Source organism: Amycolatopsis sp. A133, assembly GCF_031082405.1.
In the GTDB taxonomy this organism is placed as follows: Bacteria; Actinomycetota; Actinomycetes; order Mycobacteriales; family Pseudonocardiaceae; genus Amycolatopsis.
Genome location: NZ_JAVHJU010000025.1, coordinates 122463 through 142963, shown reverse-complemented (window position 1 = coordinate 142963; position 20501 = coordinate 122463). Strand labels below are relative to the sequence as shown.

The window sequence follows — 20501 nt, the reverse complement described above, 5'->3', positions numbered from 1 at the left end:
CCCGCCATGACGACTTTCGCGCTGATCCACGGGGGCGGCGGCAGCGGCTGGGACTTCCACCTGCTCGTGCCGGAACTGGCCGCTCGTGGCCACGACGCGATCGCGCCGGACCTGCCGATCATCGACTCCTCGGCCGGGCTCGCGGAGTTCACCGGCACGGTGCTGGCCGCGCTCGGCGACCGCACGGACGTCGCCGTCGTCGGCCATTCGTACGGCGGGTTCACCGCCCCGCTCGTCGCGGCGAAGGTTCGTGCGCGAACCCTGGTGTACCTGGCCGGGATGATCCCGGCGCCCGGCGAGCAGCCGGGGCAGTGGTGGGGCAACACGGGCTTCGAAGCGCCGAAGGGCCTGACCGAGACCGAGCAGTTCTTCAACGGCGTCCCGGCCGACCTCGCCGAGGCGTGCCAAGCGCACGGGCGCGAGCAGGTCAGCAAGGAGTGGGCCGAGCCGTGGCCGCTGCCGGCCCACCCGGACGTCCCGACCAGGGTGCTCCTGGCCCGCGACGACCGGTTCTTCGTCCCGGACTTCCAGCGCCGGGTGGCGCGCGAGCGCCTCGGGATCGAGCCGGACGAGATCGACGGCCCGCACTGCGTGCCGCTGAGCCACCCGGCCCAGGTAGCCGACCGCCTGGTCGGCTACCTGTAGCCCGCGGTCACCAGCGGTCGAGGTGCAGGACCTCCTCCAGCGGCTGCCGCGCCGCCGGCTTGAACGTCTCGCCCGTGTAGAACGCCGTCGGGATCAACGCGGCCTGGTGGACGTTCTTCGGCAGCTCCAGCACCTCCGCCGCCTCCTGCTCGTACTTCAGGTGCAGCGACGTCCACGCCGTGCCGAGCGTCACCGAGCGGGCCGCCAGCATGTAGTTCCACACCGCGGGCAGCAGCGACGCCCACAGCCCCGCCTGGTTGCCCGCGGGCAGTTCCGAGGACGGTGTTTCCAGGCACGGCACCACCAGCACCGGGACGTCACCCATCCGGTCGGCCAGGTACGCGACGCTGTCGCCGACCCGCTGCTGCACCCGGGCCCGCGCCGGGTCGTCCGCGAACAGCTTGCCCGCGGCGGCCGGCGACGCCAGGTACTCCTGGCACGCCCGGCGGTAGATCGCCCCGAGCGCGGCCCGCTGGCCGGCGTCGGTGACCACCAGCCACTGCCACCGCTGCGTGTTCGACCCGCTCGGCGCCTGGAGCGCGACCTGGATGCAGTGCTTGACCAGGTCGAGCGGCACCGGACGCTCGAAGTCGAGGCGTTTGCGGACGGTCCTGGTGGTGGTCAGCAGCTCTTCGGGCGTCATCATCGGCCCATCATGCCGGGCCTACCAGCGGTCGTGCACCAGCGGCCGGATGAGCTCGTCGTAGGTTTCGCGGACACCCGCCAGTGCCTCTGGGGACAGCGGCGGGAGCGCGGCCGCCGCGGTGTTCGCCTGCGCCTGCCCGGCGTTGCGGGCGCCCGGGATCACCGTGCTGACGCCCGGCTGGTCGATGATCCAGCGCAGCGCGAACTGCGCGAGCGTCTGGCCGGCCGGGACGAGCCCGCGCAGCCGTTCGACGGCCTCCAGCCCGACCTCGTAGGGCACGCCGGAGAACGTCTCGCCGACGTCGAACGCGTCGCCGTTGCGGTTGTAGTTGCGGTGGTCGTTCTCCGCGAACGTCGTCTGCGGGGAGTAGCGCCCGGACAGCAGGCCGGACGCCAGCGGCACGCGCGCGATGATCCCGGCGCCCGCCTCCGCCGCCGCGGGCAGCACGCGCTCCAGCGGCTTGAGCCGCAGGCAGTTGAGGATGATCTGCACCGAGGCGACGTTCGGCCGCGTCAGCGCCGTCAGCGCCTCTTCGCAGGTCTCGACGCTCACGCCGTACGCCTTGATGCGGCCTTCGCCGACCATCGCGTCGAGGGCGTCGTACACGGCGTCGGAGGAGTACACCGGCGTCGGCGGGCAGTGCAGCTGGACCAGGTCGAGCGTGTCCACGCCGAGGTTGCGGCGCGACCGGTCGTTCCACTCGCGGAAGTTCGCGGCGACGTAGTTCTCGGGCACCTGCTCGACGCGGCGGCCCATCTTGGTCGCCACGAAGACGTCACCGCGCTCGGCGAGGAACCGGCCGACCAGCCGCTCGCTGCGGCCGTCGCCGTAGACGTCCGCGGTGTCGAAGAAGGTGACACCGGCGTCGGCGGCGCCGTGCAGCACGGCCAGCGCGTCGTTCTCGTCGACCTCGCCCCAGTCCGCCCCGAGCTGCCAGCAGCCGAGCCCGACGACGGACACCTCACGGCCCAGACGGGCGATCTTCCGGTTCTCCATGTCGCGATCCAAGCACACGCCCGCCGCCTATGATTCGCCGTCATGGCCATGACATCGGGTCCGGATGGACTGGGGACCCGGATGCGGCACGTCCTCGAGATCTTCGAGACCGACATCGCGAAGTTCCTCGCCGACATCGGCCTCGACGACTACCGCCCGCGGTACTCGCCGGTGGTGCGGGCGCTGCTCGCGCGCGGCCCGCTGGCCATCCGCGACCTGGCCGCGGAGATCGGCGTGACGCACTCGGCGGCCAGCCAGACCGTCGCGCAGATGAACCGGGCGGGACTCGTCGCTCTCGAACCGGGTGCGGACGCCCGGCAGCGGATCGTGTCGCTCACCGAGAAGACGCGCGGCCTGCTGCCGCTGATCGAGGCGGAGTGGACGGCGACGACCGAGGCGTCGGAGGCGCTGGAGGCCGAGCTGCCGTACCCGTTGCGCGGGGTGCTGGCGGCGATCGTCGAGGCGCTGGAGCGAAAGCCGTTCCGGCAGCGGATCGCGGAGACCGCCGCCGCGCGGGAGCTCCTGGAGCGCTGACTCAGGCGTCCGGCAGCGGAAAGACCGCCCAGACGTACTTGCCGCCGGGACAGCGTTCGAAGCCCCAGTCCAGCGACAACGCCTGGACCAGGACCAACCCGCGGCTGCGGGCCTCGGCCGGGGACGGCGCCCGCAGCTCGGGCAGCATCCGGCCGGTGTCGTGCACGCGCAGCGTCAGCCGCCCGGCGGCGTACTCCAGCTCGAGCCGCTGGGGCCGTTCGCCGTGCTCGAAGGCGTTGGTGACCAGCTCCGACGTCGCCAGCAGGATCTCTTCGAGCTGCCGCTCTTGCACGCCGAGGCGCAGCAGCGCCGCCCGGACCTCGTGCCGGGCCAGCGCCGGGGCCGTGACGTCGGCCGGGAGGAGCACCCTCCGCGGGGCGGCCGCCACAGCTGGACGCTGCGGCGTCTTCGACGTCGTCATCCGGTCCCCCTCCCAGTGAGTTCGGTCCGCCCGCGAAGTACCCAGGCGGTTGTGCGGCTAATCAGGTGCCGTCGGCCAGCTCGGATTCGTCCAGGCCGGACCGCAGCTTCTTCAGCGTCGCGGCCAGCAGCCGCGACACCTGCATCTGGGACACCCCGACGCGGCGGGCGATGTCCGACTGGCTCATGCCCGAGCCGAACCGCAGCGCGACGATCTTGCGCTCCCGCTCCGGCAGGCTTTCCAGCATCGGGCGCAGCGCCTCGCGCAGCTCGGCCTGGCCCAGCTCGGCGTCCGGCGCCCCGAAGCGGGTGTGCGCCGCGTTCTCCAGCAGGTGGTCCAGCGACGCGCCGTAGCGGCCCTGACCAGCGCGGAGCCCTTCGTAGACGTCCTCGATGGGCACCCCGAGCCGGGCGGCGATCTCACTCGGCTTCGGAGCGCGCGAGAGCTGCACGGTGAGCTCTTCGCGCGCGGCCGAGAGGTTCGCGTTCAGCTCCTTGAGCCGCCGCGGCACCCGCACCGACCAGCTGTTGTCCCGGAAGTGGTGCCGCAGCTCCCCCGAGATGGTGGGCACGGCGAAGGCCAGGAAGTCCGTCCCCTGTCCCGGGTCGAACCGGTCGACGGCGTGGATCAGCCCGACCGTGGCGATCTGGACCAGATCCTCCATCGCCTCGTCGCGGTTGCGGAACTTCCGGGCGAGGTTCCGCGCCAGTTCCAGGTGCGCGCGCACGAGGGTGTCGCGGATGCGTTCGCGCTCCGGCGAGTCCGCCGGCAGGGCAGCGAGTTGGGTGAACAGCGCGCCGACGTCGAGGTCGTTCCCGCTGTTCCCGGCGGAATCGCTCACGAGTCCGTCGCCTGGCTCTCCCGGACGAGGTCCACCCGGGACAGGTAGCGGCCGTTCTCCGGGGTGATCGTGCGCTCCGCCGTCGTCGCGAGGGCGGTCAGCAGCTGCCACGACAGGCCGGCGTCGTCCTCGTGGTCGGCGCTGTCGGCCAGCACGGACACGGAGACCTCGATGCGCGGTCCGCTCCAGGAGAAGACACACGTCAGTTTGCCGTCCGAACTGGCGGGGAGCAGCAGCGAGCAGGCTTCGTCCACCGCCATCCGGAGGTCCTCGACCGCGTCGAGGTCGAAGTCCTGGCGCATCGCGATGTCGGCCACGATGGTCCGCAAGGTCGGCACGACGTGCGGGATCGCTGCCGTCCGCACCTCGATGACCTGCGCGCCTTCCGGGACGAGCGGGGCGTTGTCCTCCACGTTTGTTCCTTTCTCCGCAGTCGCGCTCCAGGGGATCGGCGGTGTCCTCCACGCCCGGCAGCGAGATGCCCGTGGTGTGAGCAAACCAAACCCGCGTTTGATCCGCTCCACCGGCGGGCATGTAGCGGTCGACATGGGAGATCCTGGGAAAGGCAGGGACGACATGGCTGACGTCAGCCGGCTGCCCAACGTGGTTGCTGAAGAGTGGGAATGGCAGCTGAACGGCTCGTGCCGGGGCGCGGACAGCAGCCTGTTCTTCCACACGGACAACGAGCGTGGTTCGGCCCGGGAGCGGCGGGAAGCACGGGCGAAGGCGATCTGCCAGGCCTGCCCGGTGCTGGCCCAGTGCCGCCAGCACGCGATGACCGTCCAGGAGCCCTACGGGATCTGGGGTGGTCTCGGCGAGATCGAGCGCCGGCAGCTCTTCCTGCGCCAGCGCAGGGCGGCGCGGAAGGCGATGAGTGCGCACTGACCGGAGCGCTGAGCAGGCAGGATTTGATCGTCGGTGAGCAGTACACGCGAAAGGGCGGCGGCCGTGGCGGGCGCGGTCGCATCCTGGGTTAGGGTTGGCCCCGGAGTTGCCTTGACCGTGCCAGGCGCGAGCTTTGGAAAGGCACGGTGACACGGTTGCCGCTTGAGACAACAGGCGCGTACCCGGCGCAGGAGCAGCGCCTGACGAGGAGAAACTGCATGCCCGCAGCCGACCAGAACGCCACCCCGCCCGGGTTCGGCATCACGCTGGACACCGACGCGACGGAACCCCGGGTGGTGGTCACCGGCGAGCTCGACCTGCTGACCAGCCCGCAGCTGCAAGAGGCCCTCGCGGGGCTGATCGCGGACAAGCGCGCGCAGCGGGTCGTGGCCGATCTGACCGGGGTGACCTTCTTCGATTCCTCCGCGCTGAACGTGGTGCTGCGCGCACAACGCCAGGCCGGCGAGCAGGACGTCGAACTCGCGGTCGTCCCCAGCCCCGCGGTGAGCCGCGTGATCGAGCTCACCGGCGTGGCCGAACACCTGAGCGTGTCGGAAGACCCCCAAGCCTGACCGCCCGCTACGGTTCCGCGGACTGATTCCGCGGAACCTGGGGGCGGCACGATGATGGGGCGGACGCATGCCCTGACCGGCTGGTGCGCGGGCTTGGCCCTGGCGCCCGCGGTCGGGGCGGGTTCGGTGCACCAGGCGGTCGTCTTCGCGGCAACCACGGCGGGGTTCGCCCTGCTGCCCGACCTCGACCACCCGGGCGCGAGCGCGTCCCGCCTCCTCGGCTGGCTCACCGGCGCGCTGTCCTGGCTGCTCCGGCGCGTTTCGGCGGCGATCTACGCACTGACGAAGGGCCCGCGCGACGAGAAGGTGACCGGCAAGCACCGCCACCTCTCCCACACGGTCCTGTTCGCGGCCGGCCTCGGCCTGCTGACGTCGTGGGGCACCACCGAAGGCGGACCGTGGGCGGTCGTCGGCGTGGTGGTCTTCGGGCTGATGCTGGCCGAAGGCGCCCTGGGCGACTGGCTGCTCCCGGTGAGCGGCGCGGCGGTGGCGTGGTGGTTCTTCACGGCCCCACCGGACCGCACAGGCGAGCTGGCGTCCATTTCGGGCTGGCTCGGCATCGCGGTCGCGGCGGGCTGCCTGACCCACTGCCTGGGTGACGCGCTCACCGAGTCCGGCTGCCCGTTCCTGTTCCCCCTCCCGATCGCCGGCGAGACCTGGTACGAGATCCGGCCGCCGCGCGTGCTCCGCTTCCGGACCGGCAAGAAGGTCGAAAAGCGGCTGATCTTCCCGGTGTTCGCGGTGCTCGGGGTGCTGCTGGTGCCGGGGGTGTGGGAGCACACGGTGAGCACGTTCGAGCGGTTGTTCATCCCGCCGTCGAGCCAGCAGGCGACCACGCCTTGAGCCGTTCCGCCGCCGCGGCGGTGTCGGTGTAGTCGCGGGAGTGCGTGATGAGGCCGTCCCGGACGGTCAGGACCATGACGTACGAGGCGGTGAACGTCGTGCCGCGGACTTCCTGCTGCAGGTCGAACTCCGCCACCAGCACCGAGGGGTCCGTCGTCTCGTGGACCACGACGTTGTCCGCCTTGGTGATCCGTCGCGACCCGCCGGCCGCGCGGAAGCGACGACGCAGCTCTTCGCGCCCCTTCGTCACCCGGGGGACGCCCGGCAGCGTGAACGGCAGTTCGAGGATGACGTCCTCGGCGTAGAGGTCGGCGAGGTCGTCCCAGCGGTTCTCCGCCGAGGCGGCGAGGAACCGGTCGAACACCGAACGCGCGGAGGGCTGGGCGAGGGGCATCGGAATTCTCCTGCGAAACTGGGCGTTGAATCGGAACGGTGGGCCCGCTTAGGACAATACGGAGCGGCTGTTCCGGTTGTCAACGAGGAGAACGTGATGGAGAAGATGCGCGCCGACGCGCGGCGCAACCGGGCCAAGGTGCTGGCCGCCGCCGAAGAGGCGTTCGCTCTTGACGGCCTGGCCGTGCCGCTTGATGACATCGCGCGGCTGGCCGGGGTCGGCGCCGGCACCGTTTACCGGCACTTCCCCAGCAAGGAAGCCCTCTTCCAGGCCGTCGTCCTCGAACGCATCCAGCAGTTCGCCGAGGAGGCCCGCGCGCTCGCCACCGCCGAAGACCCCGGCGAAGTTTTCGTCGACTACTTCGTCCGCGTCATCAGGCAGGCGTCCCTCAACCGCGCCATCTGCGACGCTCTTGCCGAGGCCGGCGGGCACGCCTTCAAGGCCGGCGCGGGCGAGGAGTTCCGCACCGCGCTGGGCGAGCTGCTCACCCGGGCGCAGGCCGCCGGCGCCATCCGCCCGGACATCGACGGCGACGACCTGCGCGCGCTCATCGTCGGCTGCCTCGCCGTCGAGCGGTACGCGCCGGGGAGCGCCCACCTGGTCCGCGTGGTCATCGACGGCCTGCGGGCGCCAGGTCGCGCAGCCCCCGCAGCGGCGACCACACCATGATCACCGCCGACGCCAGCACGCCGGCCGCCGCGATGTGCAGGGTTGCCCGCATGCCGAACGCGCCGGCCAGCGTGCCCCCGAGCAGGCTGCCGAGCGGCACGACGCCGAAGATCAGCGTGCGCGAGATGGCGTTGACCCGGCCCAGCAGCTCCGGCGGTGTGACGGTCTGCTGGAAGCTCAGCCCGAAGACGCTCAGCACGATCACGCTGTAGCTGGTGAAGAACCCGGCGACGACGTAGCAGGCGAGCGCCCAGCCGCGGCCGGTGAACGGGTAGAGCTGGTACGCCAGGCCGAACAGCACCGCGGCACCCCACAGGGCGCGCGCCTCGCCGATCCGCTCGCCGAGCCGCCGCGCGGTGAGCCCGGCGGTGAGGGCGCCGGTCAGCGACGCCGTGCCGAGCAGCCCGATCAGCCAAGGCGAAAGCCCGAGGTCGCGGGCGAGGAAGACGATCACGATCGCCAGGTGGGCGGACTGGAAGAAGCTCGACACCGCGCCGTGCGCACTGATCGCCAGCAGGATGCGGTCGCCGCGGACCAGCCGCAGTCCTTCGCCGATTTCGCGCAGCAGCCGCCGCTCCCGCCGCTCGGGCCGCACGTCGGGCGTCTCGATCCGGCGCAGCCAGAGGGCCGACCACAGGTAGCTGAGGGCGTCGGCGGCCAGTGCCGTGGCCGCGCCGAGCGCCTGGACGATCAACCCGGCGGCACCGGGGCCCGCGACCGCCGCCATCGACCGGTTCGTCTGCAGCCGGGCGTTGGCTTCCGGCAGCTGATCGAGCGGCACCAGGCGCGGGACGTAGGTCTGGTGGGCGACGTCGAAGAAGACGCCGAGCAGGCCGACGGCGAGCACGACCGCGAGCAGCTGGGCCATGCCGAGCACGCCGAACAGCGCGGCGACCGGGATCGAGGTGATCAGCAGGGCGCGGCCGACGTCCGCCGCGATGAGGACCGGACGGTGGCGGATCCGGTCGCACCAGGCGCCGACCTGCAGGCCGAGCACCAGGTACGGCAGCGTCTCCGCGGTCCGCAGCAGCGAGACCTCGAAGACCGGCGCGCCGAGTGCGGTCGCCGCGAGCAGCGGCACCGCCAGGACGTCGATCCGGCTGCCGAGCTGGCTCGCGAGGTCGGCGAGCCAGAGGCGCCGGAAGTCCGGCTGCCGCAGTACCCCCATGCGCCCAACGTGGCACGTGCGCGTTGTCGACGCAAGAAAGTTGAGTCAACCACGCTCCATGTGCACATCGGGTAACACGACGTAAGATCAACGCGAGTTAGTCCTCGTACCTGCGCTGCGCGTGGCGAGGGGGTGCCCGGATGAGTGGCCGACCTACCTGGGGCTCCGCCGCGGTCACCGGGCTGGCGGGGTTCGCCACCGGGCTGCTGGTGGCCGCGCTGCTCGTTGCCGGGCGCGCCGCCCCTCGGCCCGCCGATGCCACCGTTCCGCCGACCAGAACCGTTTCCGCGGTGCCGGTCACGGTCACCACGTCCGCGCCGCCGTCCACGGTCACGGCCGTCGAGACGTCCCCGCCGACGACTGCCACCAGCTTCGTCGAGGTGACGGTCTCGCCGACGACCTCGGTCACGCCGACCTCGGCGACGCCCGCCTTGCCGCTGACCAGCGGGTGGCGTGACTGACCGGTGCAACCCGGCGGCCGGTGCGGCCCGTCTGGACGGCATGCGCTGTGCACTGGGGTTCGTGATGCTCGTAGCGGTGACGGCCGGCTGTGCCGGACCGGAGGTCGCCTGTCCGGCGATCGGCTACGCCGTCGGCATCGGCCTGTCGATCCCGTCGCCCGCGGGCATCTCCCGCGCGACGCTCGAAGCGTGCTGGCGCGGCCGGTGCGTCACGAACCCGGTCGGCCTCTACCCCGAGACCGCCGCGGGCGCGACGACCTGCACGGGCACCGGCCCGGACAGCTCGTGCGGCACGTCGATGGTCCCGACCGGCGGCCTCCAGGGCTTCGCGAGCATCCCGGACCTGCCCGCCGAGCCGGTGCGGGTCACCGTCCGGTTCGACGACGGCTGGCCGCACACCGTCGAGGTGACGCCGTCCTTCGCCGAACCGAACGGTCCCGCGTGCGGGAAGGCGGGGCCGCAGGTGCAGCTCGTGGCCGGCGCCGGCCACGAGCTGCGGGTGCGTTAACCGACGTCCCGGCGCTTCCAGCCGAGCAGGCCGGCCGCCAGCGCGCCGACCGCGACCGCCAGGAGCCAGGCGAGCGGTGTCGCGGTGAACTCCTGGCCGGGCAGCTTCGGCGGGTGCTGGAACGGTGAGACGTCCAGCACCACCTGCGGCAGGTTGACGATCGGGCCGAACAGGCTGAGCAGCAGCGCCAGCGCGCCGACCGCCCACGCCGCGGCCGAGAAGCCCGGCACCAGCCCGAAGATCGTCACCGCCAGCGCGACGACCACCCAGGCCGCGGGCAGCTGGACGAGCATCCCGGCGAGGGTGTCGGTGAGCGAGCCGCCGACGTCGCCGGTGCGCAGGCCGTTGGCCAGGCCCATGAACACGCCGCCGGACAGCAGCAACGCCGCCGTGCCGAAGAAGGCGAAGACCAGGTGGCTGCCCGCCCAGCGCAGCTTGCCGACGCTGGTGGCCAGCACCGGCTCGAGCCGGATCGCGGTCTCCTCGCCGCGCATCCGCAGCACCGCCTGCACGCCGTACAGCGACGCGACCATGGCGAACATCCCGGCCATCGCGGCGAGGAACGCCTGCGTCAGCGCGTGGCTGCCGCCCAGCCGCTCGAAGATCTGCTGCGCCTGCGGGCTCGATCCGACGAGGTCGCCGATGCCGCTGGCGATCGAGCCGAACACCGCCCCGACCACAGCGGTGCCGATCGTCCAGCCGAGCAGCGGTCCGCGGTGCAGCCGCCAGGCCAGCGCGAACGGCGACCGCAGGCTCGCCGCGGCCCGCGCCGGGCCGGGCCGCGGCGGCAGGATGCCGACGCCGACGTCGCGGCGGGGGAGCAGCCAGTACCCGGCCGCCCCGGCCACCAGCGTGAACGCCACCGGCAGCAGCAGCACCCACCAGCGTTCCCCGGCGAACGCGCGGACCTGCTGCACCCAGCCGATCGGCGACAGCCAGGACAGCCAGCGAGCGTCCAGTGTGGAGTCGCCCGCACCGCGCAGCAGGAAGGCGGCACCGACCACCGCGGTCCCGATGCCGTTGGCCGTCCGGGAGTACTCGGCGAGCTGGACGGCGACCGCCGCGACGGCGGTGAACACCAGCCCCGCCAGCGCTTCCGCCGCGCCGAAGGCCAGCGAACCGGCCGCGGGCAGGCCGGCGCCGATCATGGTGCCGGCCTGGATCAGCCCGGTCAGCACGCTCGCCCCGCCCGCCACCAGCAGCGCCGCCGTCAGCGCCGCGTACCGGCCGACCACCGCGGAGGCGAGCAGTTCCGCGCGTCCGGTGTCCTCCTCGGCGCGGGTGTGCCGGGTGACGGTGAAGACGACCATCAGCCCGGTGAGCAGCGCCAGGAACCCGCACATGCGCCAGGCGATGAACCCGCCGGCCGTGGTCAGGTCGAACGGCGGGCCGTAGAGCAGCGCGTACGACGGGTTGGCGTTCGCGCCCGCCTGCAGCGCGAGCCGGTCGGCGACGGTCGGGTAGAACTGCGTGAACGTGTTGACCGTGCTGGCCGGGACGATGCTGAGCAGCACGATCCAGATCGGCAGGACCACGCGGTCGCGGCGCAGCGCGAGCCGGGTCAGGTGCCAGGTGCCGGCCAGCTCGTGGGCGGGTGCCACCGCGACCGGGCGGTCGAGCGTCGCGGTCATTTCGCGCTCGCTTCGGTGGTGTAGTGCCGCAGGAACAGCTCCTCCAGCGTCGGCGGCTGGCTGACCAGGCTCCGCACGCCGACCTCGGTCAGCTGCCGCAGGGCTTCGTCGAGCGAGCGCGTTTCCACGTCGAACCGCACGCGGTGACCCTCGACCTTGAGGTCGTGGATGTTCGGCAGCTTCGTGAGCCCGTTGGGCGGGCCGGCGAGCTCGGCGGTGATCGACGTCCGGGTCAGGTGGCGCAGTTCGGCCAGGGTGCCGGACTCGACCGTGCGGCCGTTGCGGATGATGCTGACCTTGTCGCACAGCGCCTCGACCTCGGCGAGGATGTGGCTGGAGAGCAGCACGGTCCGGCCCTGCTCGCGCTCCTCCTGGATGGCGTACTGGAACGTCGCCTCCATCAAGGGGTCGAGGCCGGACGTCGGCTCGTCGAGGATCAGCAGGTCGACCCGCGAGGCGAGCGCGGCGACGATGGCGACCTTCTGCCGGTTGCCCTTCGAGTACGTCCGCCCCTTCTTCTTCGGGTCGAGGTCGAAGCGCTCGATGAGCTCGGCGCGGCGCTTCTCGTCCAGCCCGCCGCGCAGGCGGCCGAGCAGGTCGATCACCTCGCCGCCGGAGAGGTTGGGCCAGAGGTTGACGTCGCCGGGCACGTAGGCCAGGCGGCGGTGCAGGCTCGCGGCGTCCTTCCAGGGGTCGCCGCCGAGCAGCCGGACGTCCCCCGAGTCCGCGTGGAGCAGGCCGAGCAGGACCCGGACGGTGGTCGACTTCCCCGCGCCGTTGGGGCCCAGGAAGCCGTGCACCTCCCCAGCGGGTACCTGCAGGTCCAGGCCGTCGAGGGCCTTGGTCCGGCCGAACGACTTGTGCAGGCCGATGACCGAAATGACGTCTTCCATGGTTCGGAAGCTACGCTGGCTTCATGAAGTTGTGAAGTTAAGAAAATGTCTAGATTGAGTGATCTTGGGGGGCCGGTACGGGAGGATGAGCCGATGACGACGCCTGACCCGAAACGAGACGAGGACGCCGTCCGCCGCTACGTCGAGAGCCTCGGGCTCGTGCTCTCGCAGATCGGGATGCAACGCATGTCCGCGCGGGTGTTCGCCGCGCTGATGACCACCGACGAGGGCCGGCTGACCGCCGCCGACCTGGCCTCCCAGCTGTCGGTCAGCCCGGCGGCCGTCTCCGGCGCCGTGCGCTACCTCGAGCAGATCGGCCTGGTCGCCAAGGAACGCGAGCCCGGCGAGCGCCGTGATCACTACCGGCTCTACGACGACCTCTGGTACGCCACGTTCCTGAAGCGCGACCGCATGATCATCATGTGGCGCGACGCGGCCGAGAGCGGCATCGGCGCCCTCGGCGAGGACTCGCCGTCCGGCAAGCGGCTGGCCGAGATGCGGGACTTCCTGTCCTTCATGCTCGAGGAGCTCAACGGCATGTACGAGCGCTGGCACAAGCTCCGCGAAGAGAAGAACGCCTAGAGCCCGGCGAGCAGGACGTCCGCGAGCCGCTCGGCGCGGTCCGCCGGCTCGCGCTCCTCGAACGTCGCCAGGAACGCCTGGTGGAAGCACGCGCCGAGGAGCAGGGCCGCGGCCGCCTCGACGTCGGTGCCCGCCTGGATCCGGCCCAGTGCCCGCTCGGCGCGCAGGTAGTCCGCGACGCCACCCAGCAGCACGTGGGGGCCGTGCTCGCCGAGCCGCTCGCGGTGGGACCGCAGCAACTCGCGCGAGGAAAAGACGGAGACCGCGATCGGGAACCCGTCGAGGTAGAAGGCGAGACCCAGCCGGGCGACGCGGACGAGGTTGTCCCGCAGCGGCGCCCGGCCGGGGTCGGCCGTCAGCTCGGACAGGGTGGCGCCGAGTGCGGGCAGCGCCTCGCTCATGACGCTGAGGAACAGGTCGGTCTTGTCGCGGAAGTGCTTTGTAGAGCATCGCCTCCGAGTAACCCGCGGTCTGCGCGATGACCTTGGTTGTCGCGTGGGCGTAGCCCTGCTCGCGCATCACCTTCGCGGCCGCGGCAACGATCTCTTCGCGGCTTCCCATGGTGGCTCCCTGAGTGCGTCGGCGGCGAGGTCGTCAAGCAGGCGCTGGAACGCGGCTGGCACGTGACGGCGGTGGTGCGCGACCCCGCCCGGCTGGAGCTGCCGGCCGAGGTCGTGGTCGCCGGGCTGAAGGACCGCGAGAAGCTGGCGGCCGCCGTCGAAGGCCGCGACGCGGTGATTTCGGCGGTCGGTTCCCGCGACCGCGGCTCGACCACGGTGTGCGTGGACGGTGCCCGCGCGGCGATCGACGCCGGGGCGAGCCGGCTCGACGGCAACGTCCGCACGTTCACCATCCGCCGTGCCGACGTCGCCGCGTACCTGCTGGACGCCGTGGCGGATCCCACGCTGATCAGGGCGAAAGTTTCGATCGCCCACGGCTAACCTCCACCTTCCTCCCCGCCGCCGCCCTCAACGGAGGCGCTTCGCGCCGCTGTTCTAATTCAGCCATGGTGCTCCTCGCTCAGGCTGTCTACGTCAAGCGCAAGACCCCGCGGCTCCCGGGCGCGGCGGGGCCGACCGAGGGACTCGTCCCCGGCGACGGCGAACCGTTCCGGCTGGCCGTGCTCGGCGAATCCACAGTGGACGGCGTCGGCGCGGCGGACCACGAGGAAGCGCTCACCGGCTGCCTCGCGCGCGAGCTGGCCCGGGACGGCCGGGCGGTGCGCTGGCAGGCGGTCGGCCGGACCGGCGCCAACGCCCGGGTCGTCCGCGCCGAGCTGGTCCCGCTGATCCGCCTTCCTCCCCACCGCCACCCTCAATCGAGGCGCTCTCGCGCCGCCGGCCGACCTGCGGTTGATCTGGTCGTGGTCGCACTCGGCGTCAACGACACCATCGAGCTCCGGACGGCCGCGGGCTACCGCCGTGACCTGCTGGAACTGGTGCTCGAGCTGCGCCGTCGGCTCGGCCCGGCCGACGTCCTCCTGGCCGGGGTGCCGCCGATGTCCCGCTTCCCGGCTCTCCCGCGTCCCCTGCGTGACGTCCTTTCGGCCCGCTCCGCCGCCCTCGACGCCGCCGCTTCGACCCTCGGCCGCATCCCCGGTGTGACGCACCTCCCGATGGATCCCGCTCTGCTCGACCCCGGCGCGTTCGCGAGCGACCGGTTCCACCCGGGACCCGCCGGCTACGCCCGCTGGGCCCGGACCTTGGCACGTTCCGTGATCAGTTAGCCGCCCTGCGTCGATTTCCAAAAAAGTTCGCCGGTTCGGGTATCTGGCGGCCCCCTCACTGCGTCCTGTGGAGCAGCCAAGCACGGAGGAACACGACAGGGGGTGTCGCGTTCGGAGTGAACGCGGTGGCCGGGAGCCGAGGGGGCTGCCGGACACCGTCGGCCGGGTGCCCTTCGGGGGAGGGGACATCCGGCGGGGCCCGTTGGGGAGCGGGTCCTTGAGGGAGGGGAGTACCGGTCGGCGCGGGTCACACCGCGTCGGCCGGTACCTCGCGGAATCGCCATTGACCGGTAGTGCACGACCGACGAAGTAAGTGACCTTGATGTATCCGAGATCCACCTGCACGCTCCTTCCCCCCGAAGGACCCGCGATACTGCCAATGCCGACTCGAAGACTCTTCCGAAGAGGGGCAGATACGGTGACCGACGTGCAAACCACAGAGGTAGATCCGCCTTGGGAGGGCCTGACCGGCGCCGAGCTGCACGCTGCGTGCATGCAGGCCGCCAGAGACGGTGACCGCCGGGCGATGGCCCGCCTCGTCGAAGAACTCACCCCGCTCGTCTGGCACGTCGCCCGGGGCAACGGCCTCGACCGCGCGGTCGCCGAAGACGTCGTCCAGACCGTCTGGCTCGCCCTCTTCAGCCAGCTGGGCAAGCTTCGCGACCCCAAAGCCCTCGCCGCCTGGCTGATCACCACCACCCGCCGCGAGGCCACCCACCCGTTCGGCCGTCGCATGCAGCCGGTGCCGCTGAGCGACGAAGTCGCCGAAGCCATGCCGAGCACCCAACCGGCACCCGAAGACGAAGCCGTCCGCGCCGACCGCGACCGCCGGGTCTGGCGCGCCTTCGTCCGGCTGCCCCACCGCTGTCAGGAACTGCTCCGGCTGACCGTGCTCGCGGGTCGTGCGGAGTACCAGCTCGTCGCCGAGGCGTTGCACATGCCGCGCGGCAGTGTCGGCCCGACCAGGGGTCGCTGCCTCGACCAGATGCGAGATCTCCTCGTCAGTGAAGGGGGAAGCCGATGAACGACCTCGGGGCACCGGGGGGCCAAGCCTCCTTCGGTGACGACGTGCTGCTGGCCGACATCGGCCGCTTCCTCGACGAACTGGACCCGCCACCGGGCGACCTGGTGCAACGGGTCCAATTCGCGCTCGCCCTCGAAGACCTCGATGTCGAGGTCGCGCGGTGGGAACGGCTGGACAACCTCGCCGGCGTCCGCGGCGGGGGCACCGGCACGATCACGTTCACCGTCAGCGACCTGACGGTGATGATCAACCTGACCAAGATGGGCAAGCTGCACCGCATCGACGGCTGGCTGGTGCCCGCCGGGCAGTACGGCGTCGAGGTGCGGGTCGCCGAGCACGGCACGTCGTCGACGACGGCCGACGAAGGCGGCCGGTTCGTGCTCGACAACGTGCCCCGCGGGACGACGCAGATCCTCGTGCACCTCGGTGACGTGTCGTGCCGGCGGACCGTCGTGACACCGACGGTCGTGCTTTAACCCAGGAAGTCGGCCAGGGGGACGGGGGTCAGCCCGTCCTTTTCGGCCTGCTCGACGAACGCCGTGTAGTCCTGCGCGAAGGTCTTGCGGAAGTGCATCAGCACGATGTCGCCCGGCTTGAGCTTGTCCCCGGACTGGAACTGGACGTGTCCGTCGTTCACCGCGGCCGTCCACAGCACGGCGGCGCGCATCCCGCAGGCGGCCGCGGCGCGCAGCGTGTTCTGGTCGTAGTTGCCGAACGGCGGCCGGAACAGCGCCGGGCGCACGCCGAGCCCACGCTGGAAGTCGTCGGCGTCGTCGCAGATCTCCTTCCGCTGGAACTCGTAGGGCTTGCCCTTGAGGTTCGGGTGGTCGACCGTGTGGTCGCCGATGGTGGCGCCGGTGGCGTCGAGGATCTGCTTGAAGTAGGCCTCGTGGCCCTGCACGTACTTCTGGTTCAGGAACAGCACCGGGTGGGTCGCGTGCTGCTCCATCAGCTTCAGCGCGCCGGGGTCCTTGACGGCGCCGTCGTCCATGGTGAGGAAGACGTACGGCTTGCCGGTGGTGATCCGGCGGACGAGCGGGACCTGGCCGTTCTCGATCGCGGGCGCCTTCTGCTGGACCGTGCCGAACGGATACGGCCCGGACGTCTTCGCGCCGGGGCTCACGCCCTGGGGTGCCGGGTTCGGCTGGCTGGTGCCGAACTCCCGCTCGTCCGGCCCGTGCGTCGAACAGGCTGTGAGCGCCAACGCCACCGCGGCCAATCCCGCCACCACTCGCTTCATCCCGCGTCCCCTCTCTCGCAGGTGATCGCGAAGACCACCCGAAAGAGTGACGTGGACGGGGGGCGGAAAGTTGCGCCGGACGATCTTCTGTGGCCCGGCGCACGCAGGTCAGCGCCGGGTTTCGGCCGCCTTGACCAGCTTGGCCGAGAACAGCCGGATCACCGTGCGGAGCGTGGCGGCCAGCACCGGTCCGCTGCCCTTGACCGGCTCGGTGAACGAGCCGGTCCACCGCAGGTGCGTGCCGCCGCCGTCCGCCGGCGTGAAGAGCACTTCGGCGCGGTAGTCCTTGATCGGCTTACCGCCCGCGAAGCCGTAGACGTGCTTGCGGCCGGGCTCGTACTCGAGGGTCTCCTCGCGGATCAGCACCGGCCACAGGCCGACCTCGCGGACGGCCCCGACGCCGTCCGGGTCCTCGGTGCCCCGCCGCGCCCAGCGGGCCTGGACGATGAGTGGCTTTCCCCACTCCGCCCAGCGCGGGCCGTCCGCTTCGAGTGCGAACAGCGCCTCCGGCGGAGCCGTGCTCGTGCGGTTGACCTCGAACGAGTACTTGCGGCCCACCGGAACCTCCCGCGTTGTTGACAGGCTGATAATTAATCCGTCTCGCGCAGCGTAGGTCAAGATGAGGGGGTGAGCACGCCGCGCCCCGACCTCGCCGCGCCGCACTGGCTGGTCCAGCTCCTGCGCAGCACGCCGGTGCCGGTGCCGTGGAACATGGTCGCCCGGGCCGTGGTCGCGCTGACCGTGCCGCTCGCGATCGCGTACGCCGCGGGGGACATCGCCGTCGGCGCGCTCGTCTCTACCGGAGCCCTGCCCGCCGTGCTGTCCGAATCGGCCGGGCCCTACCGCTACCGCGCCCGCCGGCTCGGCGGAGCGACGCTCGCCGCCACCGCGGGTTACCTCATCGGGCTGCTCACCGGCGGCACCCCGGCGCTGTCGGTGCCGGCGGTGATCCTGGTCGCCGCGGTGTCCGCGGTGATCAGCGCGGCCGGGAGCAACGCCTCGGTCGCCGGGCTGCAGATGTTCGTCTTCTGCGTGCTCGCCACCGGGCAGCACGCGACCGGCGTGCGCGTCGAGGTCCTGTTCGGCTTGTTCTGCCTCGGCGCCGCCTGGAGCTTCCTGGTCGCGCTCGCCACCTGGACGGTCCGGGCGACCAGCCCCGAACGCACCGCCGTCGCCCACGTCTACGTCGAGCTGGCCGCGATGCTGTCGGCGACCGACGAAGCCGTCTCGCGGGTGGCCCGCCACCGGCTGACCACGGCGATGAACACCGCCTACGACCAGCTGCTGACCGCGCGCTCCTGGCTGTCCGGCCGCGATGCCGCCTACCGGCAGCTGCTCAACCTGCTCTCGGCCACCACCCCCGCGGTCGAGGCCTCGGTGGCGATGGTCAACGCCGGCCGCCGCCCGGCCCCGGACGTCATCGACCACTTCGTCGCGCTCTCGGCGGCGGTGCTGGCCGGTCAGCCGCTGCCGTCCCCGCCGCCCGCGCCGCCCGACGATCCCGACCCGGTCCTCGCCGCGCTCTACGCAGGACTGGTCCGGATCGGCAAGGGCGACGATCGCAAGCGCCGGGAGCCGACGCCGTGGTACCGCCGCCTGCGGGCGTGGGCGGGCTCGCTCGCGTCCGGCCCGCTGACCTGGATCGCCGCGCTTCGGCTGACGCTGTGCGTCGCGATCGCCGAGGTCGTCGGCCTGCTCGTACCGGTGGAGCGGTCGTACTGGATCACCCTGACCGTCGGCATCGTCCTCAAGCCCGACTTCGGGTCCGTCTTCGGCCGCGCGGTGCTGCGCGGCATCGGCACGGTCATCGGCGTCGGGATCGGCGCCGCCGTGCTCGGCCTCGGGGCGAACGGCTGGGTCCTGGTGGTGCTCAGCGCCGTCTTCGCCGGTGGCATCGCGGTGGGGAAGGTGCGCAACTACGGCATCCAGAGCGCCTTCGTGACGCCGTTGATCATCCTGCAGATGGGCCTGGCCCACACCGGCAACTGGAGCGTGGTGCTGGCGCGGCTGATCGACACCGTGCTGGGCTGCGTGATCGTCCTCGTCTTCGGCTACCTGTTGTGGCCGGGCAGCCGGCGCCCCCAGGTCGGCGGCCGGCTCGCCGACGGGCTGGACGCGGTCGCGAAGTACGTGCGAGCCGCGCTGGTCGAAGCGTCGTCGGGGGAGGCGCGGCTGGCGCGGTCCCGGGCGCGGCGCGGGGCCTACCGGGCCCTGGCCGACCTGCGGACGGCGTTCCAGCAGGTCGTCGTCGAGCCGTCCGCGAACGGCCGCCAGGCGGTGGCGTGGTGGCCGGTGATCACGGCGCAGGAGCGCGTCGCGGACGCCGTCACCGAAGTCGGCGTGACGATCGGGCGGGGCGTGCCGCCGCCGGAACCCGCCGACGTCGAGCTGCTCACGGCCGCACTCGGGGAACTCGCGGCGGCCGTCCGAGAACAGCGGGAGCCGCGGTCGATGCCGCTGCCGGACGCACCGCGGCTGTCCGGGGTGGTCGACCAGCTGGAGTCGGCGTTCGACGCCGTCCGCGGCCCCGACCTGGTGGAACACGCGCCGCTGCGGCTCGTCCGGCGGTTTCTGCCCTACCACCGGCGCACCTGAGGACCGTGCGGTTCAATGCACCCATGGGAATCGACTTCGAGGCGCTGAAGGGCAAAGCCGAAGAGGCTCTGCGCGAGCACAACGACAAGATCGAGGAGGGCCTCGACAAGGCCGCCGGCTTCGCGAAGTCGAAGTTCGCCGGGCACGACAGCCAGATCGACAGCGGTGTCGAGAAGGCGAAGGACTTCATCAACAAGTTCGACAGCACGCCGGACCAGCCGCCGGCGCAGTAGCTACTGGACTGGCTACTGGACCTCGCCGGTCGCAATCCCGTCCGAGAGGCCGGTGATCCGGCCGCCGCGCTCGCCGAGCGCGATCAGGCCTTGCCGCGCGTCCGGCGCGGTCAGGCTGATCCGGACACCGGCCCGTTCGACGTCGAGGCCGGCCGCCAGTGCTTGCGCGCCTTCGTACCCCGCGTTGATCGTGGCCGCCAGCCCGCCGGTCGACGCCAGTGAGCCGCGGGCGGCGCCGAGCCGGCCGAGCGCCTCGTCGACGATCGGCAGCAGCGCGTCCCGGTTGCCTTCGGTCATCGCGCGGACGAGCTGCGGGTTCGAGCCCGCGACACGCGTGCCGTCGCGGTAGGACCCGGCGGCGAGCGACATCGCCAGCGGGCCGCCCTCGGCGCCGATGGTGGCGAGGATCGCCGCCAGCAGGTGCGGCAGGTGCGAGATCCGGGCGACGGCCTCGTCGTGCGACTCCGCGGGCAGCGGGACGACGTGCGCCCCGACGTCCAGCACGAGCTTCGCCACCTCGGCCCAGGCTTCGAGGTCGGTGTCCTCCTCGACGGTGACCACCCACGCGGCCCCCTGGAACAGCGAGCCGTCCCCGGCCAGCCAGCCGGAGTTCGACGTCCCGGCCATCGGGTGCCCGCCGACGTATCGCGTGTAGGGCACGCGACGGCGAACCGCGTCGAGGACCGGCGCTTTCACGCTGGTCACGTCGGTGAGCAGGCAGTGCGACGCGTGCTGGTTGACCAGGCGCAGCAGGTCTTCGACGGCCGGGAGCGGCACGGCGAGCACGACCATCGCGTCCTCGGCCGCGGCCCGGTGCAGGGCCGCTTCGACGTCGGTCGTGACGTCGAAGCCCGCTCTGCTCGCCGCATCGGCGTCCACTTCGGAAACCGCGGCACCCCACGCGGTGCGGCCGCTCGTGGCCGCCGCGCGCAGCAGCGACCCGCCGATCAGCCCGAGCCCGATCACGCATACGTCTCGCACGGGGTTCATCCTG

General features: G+C 72.1%; 27 protein-coding genes and 1 pseudogene. 15 read left to right on the top strand and 13 right to left on the bottom strand.

Annotated features, from left to right (window positions below; all coding sequences use genetic code 11):
* Positions 1–6: 6 nt before the first annotated feature.
* A complete protein-coding gene (locus tag Q5425_RS19455) occupies positions 7–645 on the top strand; it encodes an alpha/beta hydrolase (protein WP_308673666.1) in 639 nt (212 codons plus the stop codon).
* A gap of 7 nt (positions 646–652) precedes the next feature.
* Here the strand turns inward: Q5425_RS19455 and Q5425_RS19450 are convergent, their stop codons facing one another.
* Together Q5425_RS19450 and Q5425_RS19445 are read right to left on the bottom strand one after the other, a co-directional pair.
* The gene (locus tag Q5425_RS19450) at positions 653–1291 is read right to left on the bottom strand and encodes a nitroreductase family protein (RefSeq protein WP_308673665.1); all 639 of its coding nucleotides are present in this window, start codon (positions 1289–1291) and stop codon (positions 653–655) included.
* Between the two features lie 18 nt (positions 1292–1309).
* Complete coding sequence (locus Q5425_RS19445; RefSeq protein ID WP_308673664.1) at positions 1310–2287, bottom strand: aldo/keto reductase; 978 nt, start codon at positions 2285–2287, stop codon at positions 1310–1312.
* Between the two features lie 42 nt (positions 2288–2329).
* Between Q5425_RS19445 and Q5425_RS19440 the strand changes: the two genes are divergently transcribed.
* Positions 2330–2821: a MarR family transcriptional regulator gene (locus Q5425_RS19440; RefSeq protein ID WP_308673663.1), complete on the top strand. Its 492-nt coding sequence runs from the start codon at positions 2330–2332 to the stop codon at positions 2819–2821.
* A gap of 1 nt (position 2822) precedes the next feature.
* Here Q5425_RS19440 and Q5425_RS19435 read toward each other — a convergent pair whose 3' ends face one another.
* The 3 genes from Q5425_RS19435 to Q5425_RS19425 form a co-directional block, all read right to left on the bottom strand.
* Positions 2823–3242 (bottom strand): ATP-binding protein, encoded by a 420-nt coding sequence (locus Q5425_RS19435; RefSeq protein ID WP_308673662.1) that lies wholly within the window; start codon positions 3240–3242, stop codon positions 2823–2825.
* 61 nt (positions 3243–3303) lie between these two features.
* A complete protein-coding gene (locus Q5425_RS19430) occupies positions 3304–4083 on the bottom strand; it encodes a SigB/SigF/SigG family RNA polymerase sigma factor (protein ID WP_308673661.1) in 780 nt (259 codons plus the stop codon).
* Positions 4080–4496 (bottom strand): anti-sigma factor, encoded by a 417-nt coding sequence (locus Q5425_RS19425; RefSeq protein WP_308673660.1) that lies wholly within the window; start codon positions 4494–4496, stop codon positions 4080–4082. Before Q5425_RS19425 ends, Q5425_RS19430 begins: the two co-directional genes overlap by 4 nt.
* A 163-nt stretch (positions 4497–4659) precedes the next feature.
* On the opposite strand from Q5425_RS19425, the gene Q5425_RS19420 reads away from it, so the two are divergent.
* The 3 genes from Q5425_RS19420 to Q5425_RS19410 all read left to right on the top strand — a co-directional run bounded on the left by Q5425_RS19420 (position 4660) and on the right by Q5425_RS19410 (position 6383).
* Positions 4660–4968 carry a WhiB family transcriptional regulator gene (locus Q5425_RS19420; RefSeq protein WP_308673659.1) on the top strand — a complete coding sequence of 103 codons (309 nt, stop codon included), beginning with the start codon at positions 4660–4662 and terminating at the stop codon, positions 4966–4968.
* A 218-nt stretch (positions 4969–5186) separates the two neighbouring features.
* Positions 5187–5540 (top strand): STAS domain-containing protein, encoded by a 354-nt coding sequence (locus Q5425_RS19415; RefSeq protein WP_003078104.1) that lies wholly within the window; start codon positions 5187–5189, stop codon positions 5538–5540.
* Between the two features lie 54 nt (positions 5541–5594).
* Complete coding sequence (locus tag Q5425_RS19410) at positions 5595–6383, top strand: metal-dependent hydrolase (RefSeq protein ID WP_308673958.1); 789 nt, start codon at positions 5595–5597, stop codon at positions 6381–6383.
* Here the strand turns inward: Q5425_RS19410 and Q5425_RS19405 are convergent.
* Positions 6346–6777, bottom strand: a complete 432-nt coding sequence (locus Q5425_RS19405; RefSeq protein WP_308673658.1) for a nuclear transport factor 2 family protein — start codon at positions 6775–6777, stop codon at positions 6346–6348. The two genes, Q5425_RS19410 and Q5425_RS19405, sit on opposite strands and share 38 nt — an antisense overlap.
* 96 nt (positions 6778–6873) lie before the next feature.
* Here Q5425_RS19405 and Q5425_RS19400 point away from each other — a divergent pair, with 96 nt between their 5' ends.
* Positions 6874–7446 carry a TetR/AcrR family transcriptional regulator gene (locus tag Q5425_RS19400; RefSeq protein ID WP_308673657.1) on the top strand — a complete coding sequence of 191 codons (573 nt, stop codon included), beginning with the start codon at positions 6874–6876 and terminating at the stop codon, positions 7444–7446.
* On the opposite strand, the gene Q5425_RS19395 is transcribed toward Q5425_RS19400, so the two are convergent.
* Entirely contained in the window at positions 7388–8614 is a 1227-nt protein-coding gene (locus tag Q5425_RS19395) for an MFS transporter (RefSeq protein ID WP_308673656.1), read from the bottom strand. The genes Q5425_RS19400 and Q5425_RS19395 overlap by 59 nt on opposite strands.
* A gap of 140 nt (positions 8615–8754) precedes the next feature.
* Between Q5425_RS19395 and Q5425_RS19390 the strand changes: the two genes are divergently transcribed.
* A complete protein-coding gene (locus tag Q5425_RS19390; RefSeq protein WP_308673655.1) occupies positions 8755–9075 on the top strand; it encodes a hypothetical protein in 321 nt (106 codons plus the stop codon).
* Positions 9076–9139: 64 nt separating this feature from the next.
* Complete coding sequence (locus Q5425_RS19385; RefSeq protein WP_308673957.1) at positions 9140–9583, top strand: hypothetical protein; 444 nt, start codon at positions 9140–9142, stop codon at positions 9581–9583.
* On the opposite strand, the gene Q5425_RS19380 is transcribed toward Q5425_RS19385, so the two are convergent.
* Positions 9580–11214, bottom strand: coding sequence for an ABC transporter permease (locus tag Q5425_RS19380; protein WP_308673654.1), 1635 nt, complete (start codon positions 11212–11214; stop codon positions 9580–9582). The two genes, Q5425_RS19385 and Q5425_RS19380, sit on opposite strands and share 4 nt — an antisense overlap.
* Positions 11211–12107, bottom strand: a complete 897-nt coding sequence (locus Q5425_RS19375) for an ABC transporter ATP-binding protein (protein ID WP_308673653.1) — start codon at positions 12105–12107, stop codon at positions 11211–11213. The genes Q5425_RS19380 and Q5425_RS19375 overlap by 4 nt, the downstream gene beginning before the upstream one ends.
* A gap of 93 nt (positions 12108–12200) precedes the next feature.
* Between Q5425_RS19375 and Q5425_RS19370 the strand changes: the two genes are divergently transcribed.
* Positions 12201–12689 (top strand): MarR family transcriptional regulator, encoded by a 489-nt coding sequence (locus tag Q5425_RS19370; protein WP_308673652.1) that lies wholly within the window; start codon positions 12201–12203, stop codon positions 12687–12689.
* Here Q5425_RS19370 and Q5425_RS19365 read toward each other — a convergent pair.
* A pseudogene (locus Q5425_RS19365) lies at positions 12686–13250 on the bottom strand (TetR/AcrR family transcriptional regulator). The gene Q5425_RS19370 and the pseudogene Q5425_RS19365 overlap by 4 nt on opposite strands.
* A gap of 62 nt (positions 13251–13312) precedes the next feature.
* Between Q5425_RS19365 and Q5425_RS19360 the strand changes: the two are divergent.
* The 4 genes from Q5425_RS19360 to Q5425_RS19345 all read left to right on the top strand — a co-directional run bounded on the left by Q5425_RS19360 (position 13313) and on the right by Q5425_RS19345 (position 15915).
* Entirely contained in the window at positions 13313–13630 is a 318-nt protein-coding gene (locus tag Q5425_RS19360) for an NAD(P)H-binding protein (protein ID WP_308673651.1), read from the top strand.
* Positions 13631–13695: 65 nt separating this feature from the next.
* Positions 13696–14415 (top strand): SGNH/GDSL hydrolase family protein, encoded by a 720-nt coding sequence (locus tag Q5425_RS19355; protein WP_308673650.1) that lies wholly within the window; start codon positions 13696–13698, stop codon positions 14413–14415.
* Positions 14416–14833: 418 nt separating this feature from the next.
* Positions 14834–15439: a sigma-70 family RNA polymerase sigma factor gene (locus Q5425_RS19350; protein WP_308673649.1), complete on the top strand. Its 606-nt coding sequence runs from the start codon at positions 14834–14836 to the stop codon at positions 15437–15439.
* Positions 15436–15915 carry a hypothetical protein gene (locus tag Q5425_RS19345; protein ID WP_086843812.1) on the top strand — a complete coding sequence of 160 codons (480 nt, stop codon included), beginning with the start codon at positions 15436–15438 and terminating at the stop codon, positions 15913–15915. Before Q5425_RS19350 ends, Q5425_RS19345 begins: the two co-directional genes overlap by 4 nt.
* On the opposite strand, the gene Q5425_RS19340 is transcribed toward Q5425_RS19345, so the two are convergent.
* Positions 15912–16679 (bottom strand): polysaccharide deacetylase family protein, encoded by a 768-nt coding sequence (locus Q5425_RS19340; protein ID WP_308673648.1) that lies wholly within the window; start codon positions 16677–16679, stop codon positions 15912–15914. The two genes, Q5425_RS19345 and Q5425_RS19340, sit on opposite strands and share 4 nt — an antisense overlap.
* Before the next feature lie 108 nt (positions 16680–16787).
* Positions 16788–17237: an SRPBCC family protein gene (locus Q5425_RS19335; protein WP_308673647.1), complete on the bottom strand. Its 450-nt coding sequence runs from the start codon at positions 17235–17237 to the stop codon at positions 16788–16790.
* 69 nt (positions 17238–17306) lie between these two features.
* Here Q5425_RS19335 and Q5425_RS19330 point away from each other — a divergent pair, with 69 nt between their 5' ends.
* Positions 17307–19274 carry an FUSC family protein gene (locus Q5425_RS19330; RefSeq protein ID WP_308673646.1) on the top strand — a complete coding sequence of 656 codons (1968 nt, stop codon included), beginning with the start codon at positions 17307–17309 and terminating at the stop codon, positions 19272–19274.
* Between the two features lie 23 nt (positions 19275–19297).
* The gene (locus tag Q5425_RS19325; protein WP_308673645.1) at positions 19298–19507 is read left to right on the top strand and encodes an antitoxin; all 210 of its coding nucleotides are present in this window, start codon (positions 19298–19300) and stop codon (positions 19505–19507) included.
* A 12-nt stretch (positions 19508–19519) separates the two neighbouring features.
* Here Q5425_RS19325 and Q5425_RS19320 read toward each other — a convergent pair whose 3' ends face one another.
* Complete coding sequence (locus Q5425_RS19320; protein ID WP_308673644.1) at positions 19520–20497, bottom strand: prephenate dehydrogenase; 978 nt, start codon at positions 20495–20497, stop codon at positions 19520–19522.
* Between the last annotated feature and the right edge of the window lie 4 nt (positions 20498–20501).

Excerpts from the sequence above, each read along its gene's own strand:
- Q5425_RS19455 (WP_308673666.1), top strand. The coding sequence starts at position 7 with ATGACGACTTTCGCGCTGATCCACGGGGGCGGCGGCAGCGGCTGGGAC.
- Q5425_RS19450 (WP_308673665.1), bottom strand. The coding sequence starts at position 1,291 with ATGATGACGCCCGAAGAGCTGCTGACCACCACCAGGACCGTCCGCAAA.
- Q5425_RS19445 (WP_308673664.1), bottom strand. The coding sequence starts at position 2,287 with ATGGAGAACCGGAAGATCGCCCGTCTGGGCCGTGAGGTGTCCGTCGTC.
- Q5425_RS19440 (WP_308673663.1), top strand. The coding sequence starts at position 2,330 with ATGGCCATGACATCGGGTCCGGATGGACTGGGGACCCGGATGCGGCAC.
- Q5425_RS19435 (WP_308673662.1), bottom strand. The coding sequence starts at position 3,242 with ATGACGACGTCGAAGACGCCGCAGCGTCCAGCTGTGGCGGCCGCCCCG.
- Q5425_RS19420 (WP_308673659.1), top strand. The coding sequence starts at position 4,660 with ATGGCTGACGTCAGCCGGCTGCCCAACGTGGTTGCTGAAGAGTGGGAA.
- Q5425_RS19415 (WP_003078104.1), top strand. The coding sequence starts at position 5,187 with ATGCCCGCAGCCGACCAGAACGCCACCCCGCCCGGGTTCGGCATCACG.
- Q5425_RS19410 (WP_308673958.1), top strand. The coding sequence starts at position 5,595 with ATGGGGCGGACGCATGCCCTGACCGGCTGGTGCGCGGGCTTGGCCCTG.
- Q5425_RS19405 (WP_308673658.1), bottom strand. The coding sequence starts at position 6,777 with ATGCCCCTCGCCCAGCCCTCCGCGCGTTCGGTGTTCGACCGGTTCCTC.
- Q5425_RS19400 (WP_308673657.1), top strand. The coding sequence starts at position 6,874 with ATGGAGAAGATGCGCGCCGACGCGCGGCGCAACCGGGCCAAGGTGCTG.
- Q5425_RS19395 (WP_308673656.1), bottom strand. The coding sequence starts at position 8,614 with ATGGGGGTACTGCGGCAGCCGGACTTCCGGCGCCTCTGGCTCGCCGAC.
- Q5425_RS19390 (WP_308673655.1), top strand. The coding sequence starts at position 8,755 with ATGAGTGGCCGACCTACCTGGGGCTCCGCCGCGGTCACCGGGCTGGCG.
- Q5425_RS19385 (WP_308673957.1), top strand. The coding sequence starts at position 9,140 with ATGCTCGTAGCGGTGACGGCCGGCTGTGCCGGACCGGAGGTCGCCTGT.
- Q5425_RS19380 (WP_308673654.1), bottom strand. The coding sequence starts at position 11,214 with ATGACCGCGACGCTCGACCGCCCGGTCGCGGTGGCACCCGCCCACGAG.
- Q5425_RS19375 (WP_308673653.1), bottom strand. The coding sequence starts at position 12,107 with ATGGAAGACGTCATTTCGGTCATCGGCCTGCACAAGTCGTTCGGCCGG.
- Q5425_RS19370 (WP_308673652.1), top strand. The coding sequence starts at position 12,201 with ATGACGACGCCTGACCCGAAACGAGACGAGGACGCCGTCCGCCGCTAC.
- Q5425_RS19355 (WP_308673650.1), top strand. The coding sequence starts at position 13,696 with ATGGTGCTCCTCGCTCAGGCTGTCTACGTCAAGCGCAAGACCCCGCGG.
- Q5425_RS19345 (WP_086843812.1), top strand. The coding sequence starts at position 15,436 with ATGAACGACCTCGGGGCACCGGGGGGCCAAGCCTCCTTCGGTGACGAC.
- Q5425_RS19340 (WP_308673648.1), bottom strand. The coding sequence starts at position 16,679 with ATGAAGCGAGTGGTGGCGGGATTGGCCGCGGTGGCGTTGGCGCTCACA.
- Q5425_RS19325 (WP_308673645.1), top strand. The coding sequence starts at position 19,298 with ATGGGAATCGACTTCGAGGCGCTGAAGGGCAAAGCCGAAGAGGCTCTG.
- Q5425_RS19320 (WP_308673644.1), bottom strand. The coding sequence starts at position 20,497 with ATGAACCCCGTGCGAGACGTATGCGTGATCGGGCTCGGGCTGATCGGC.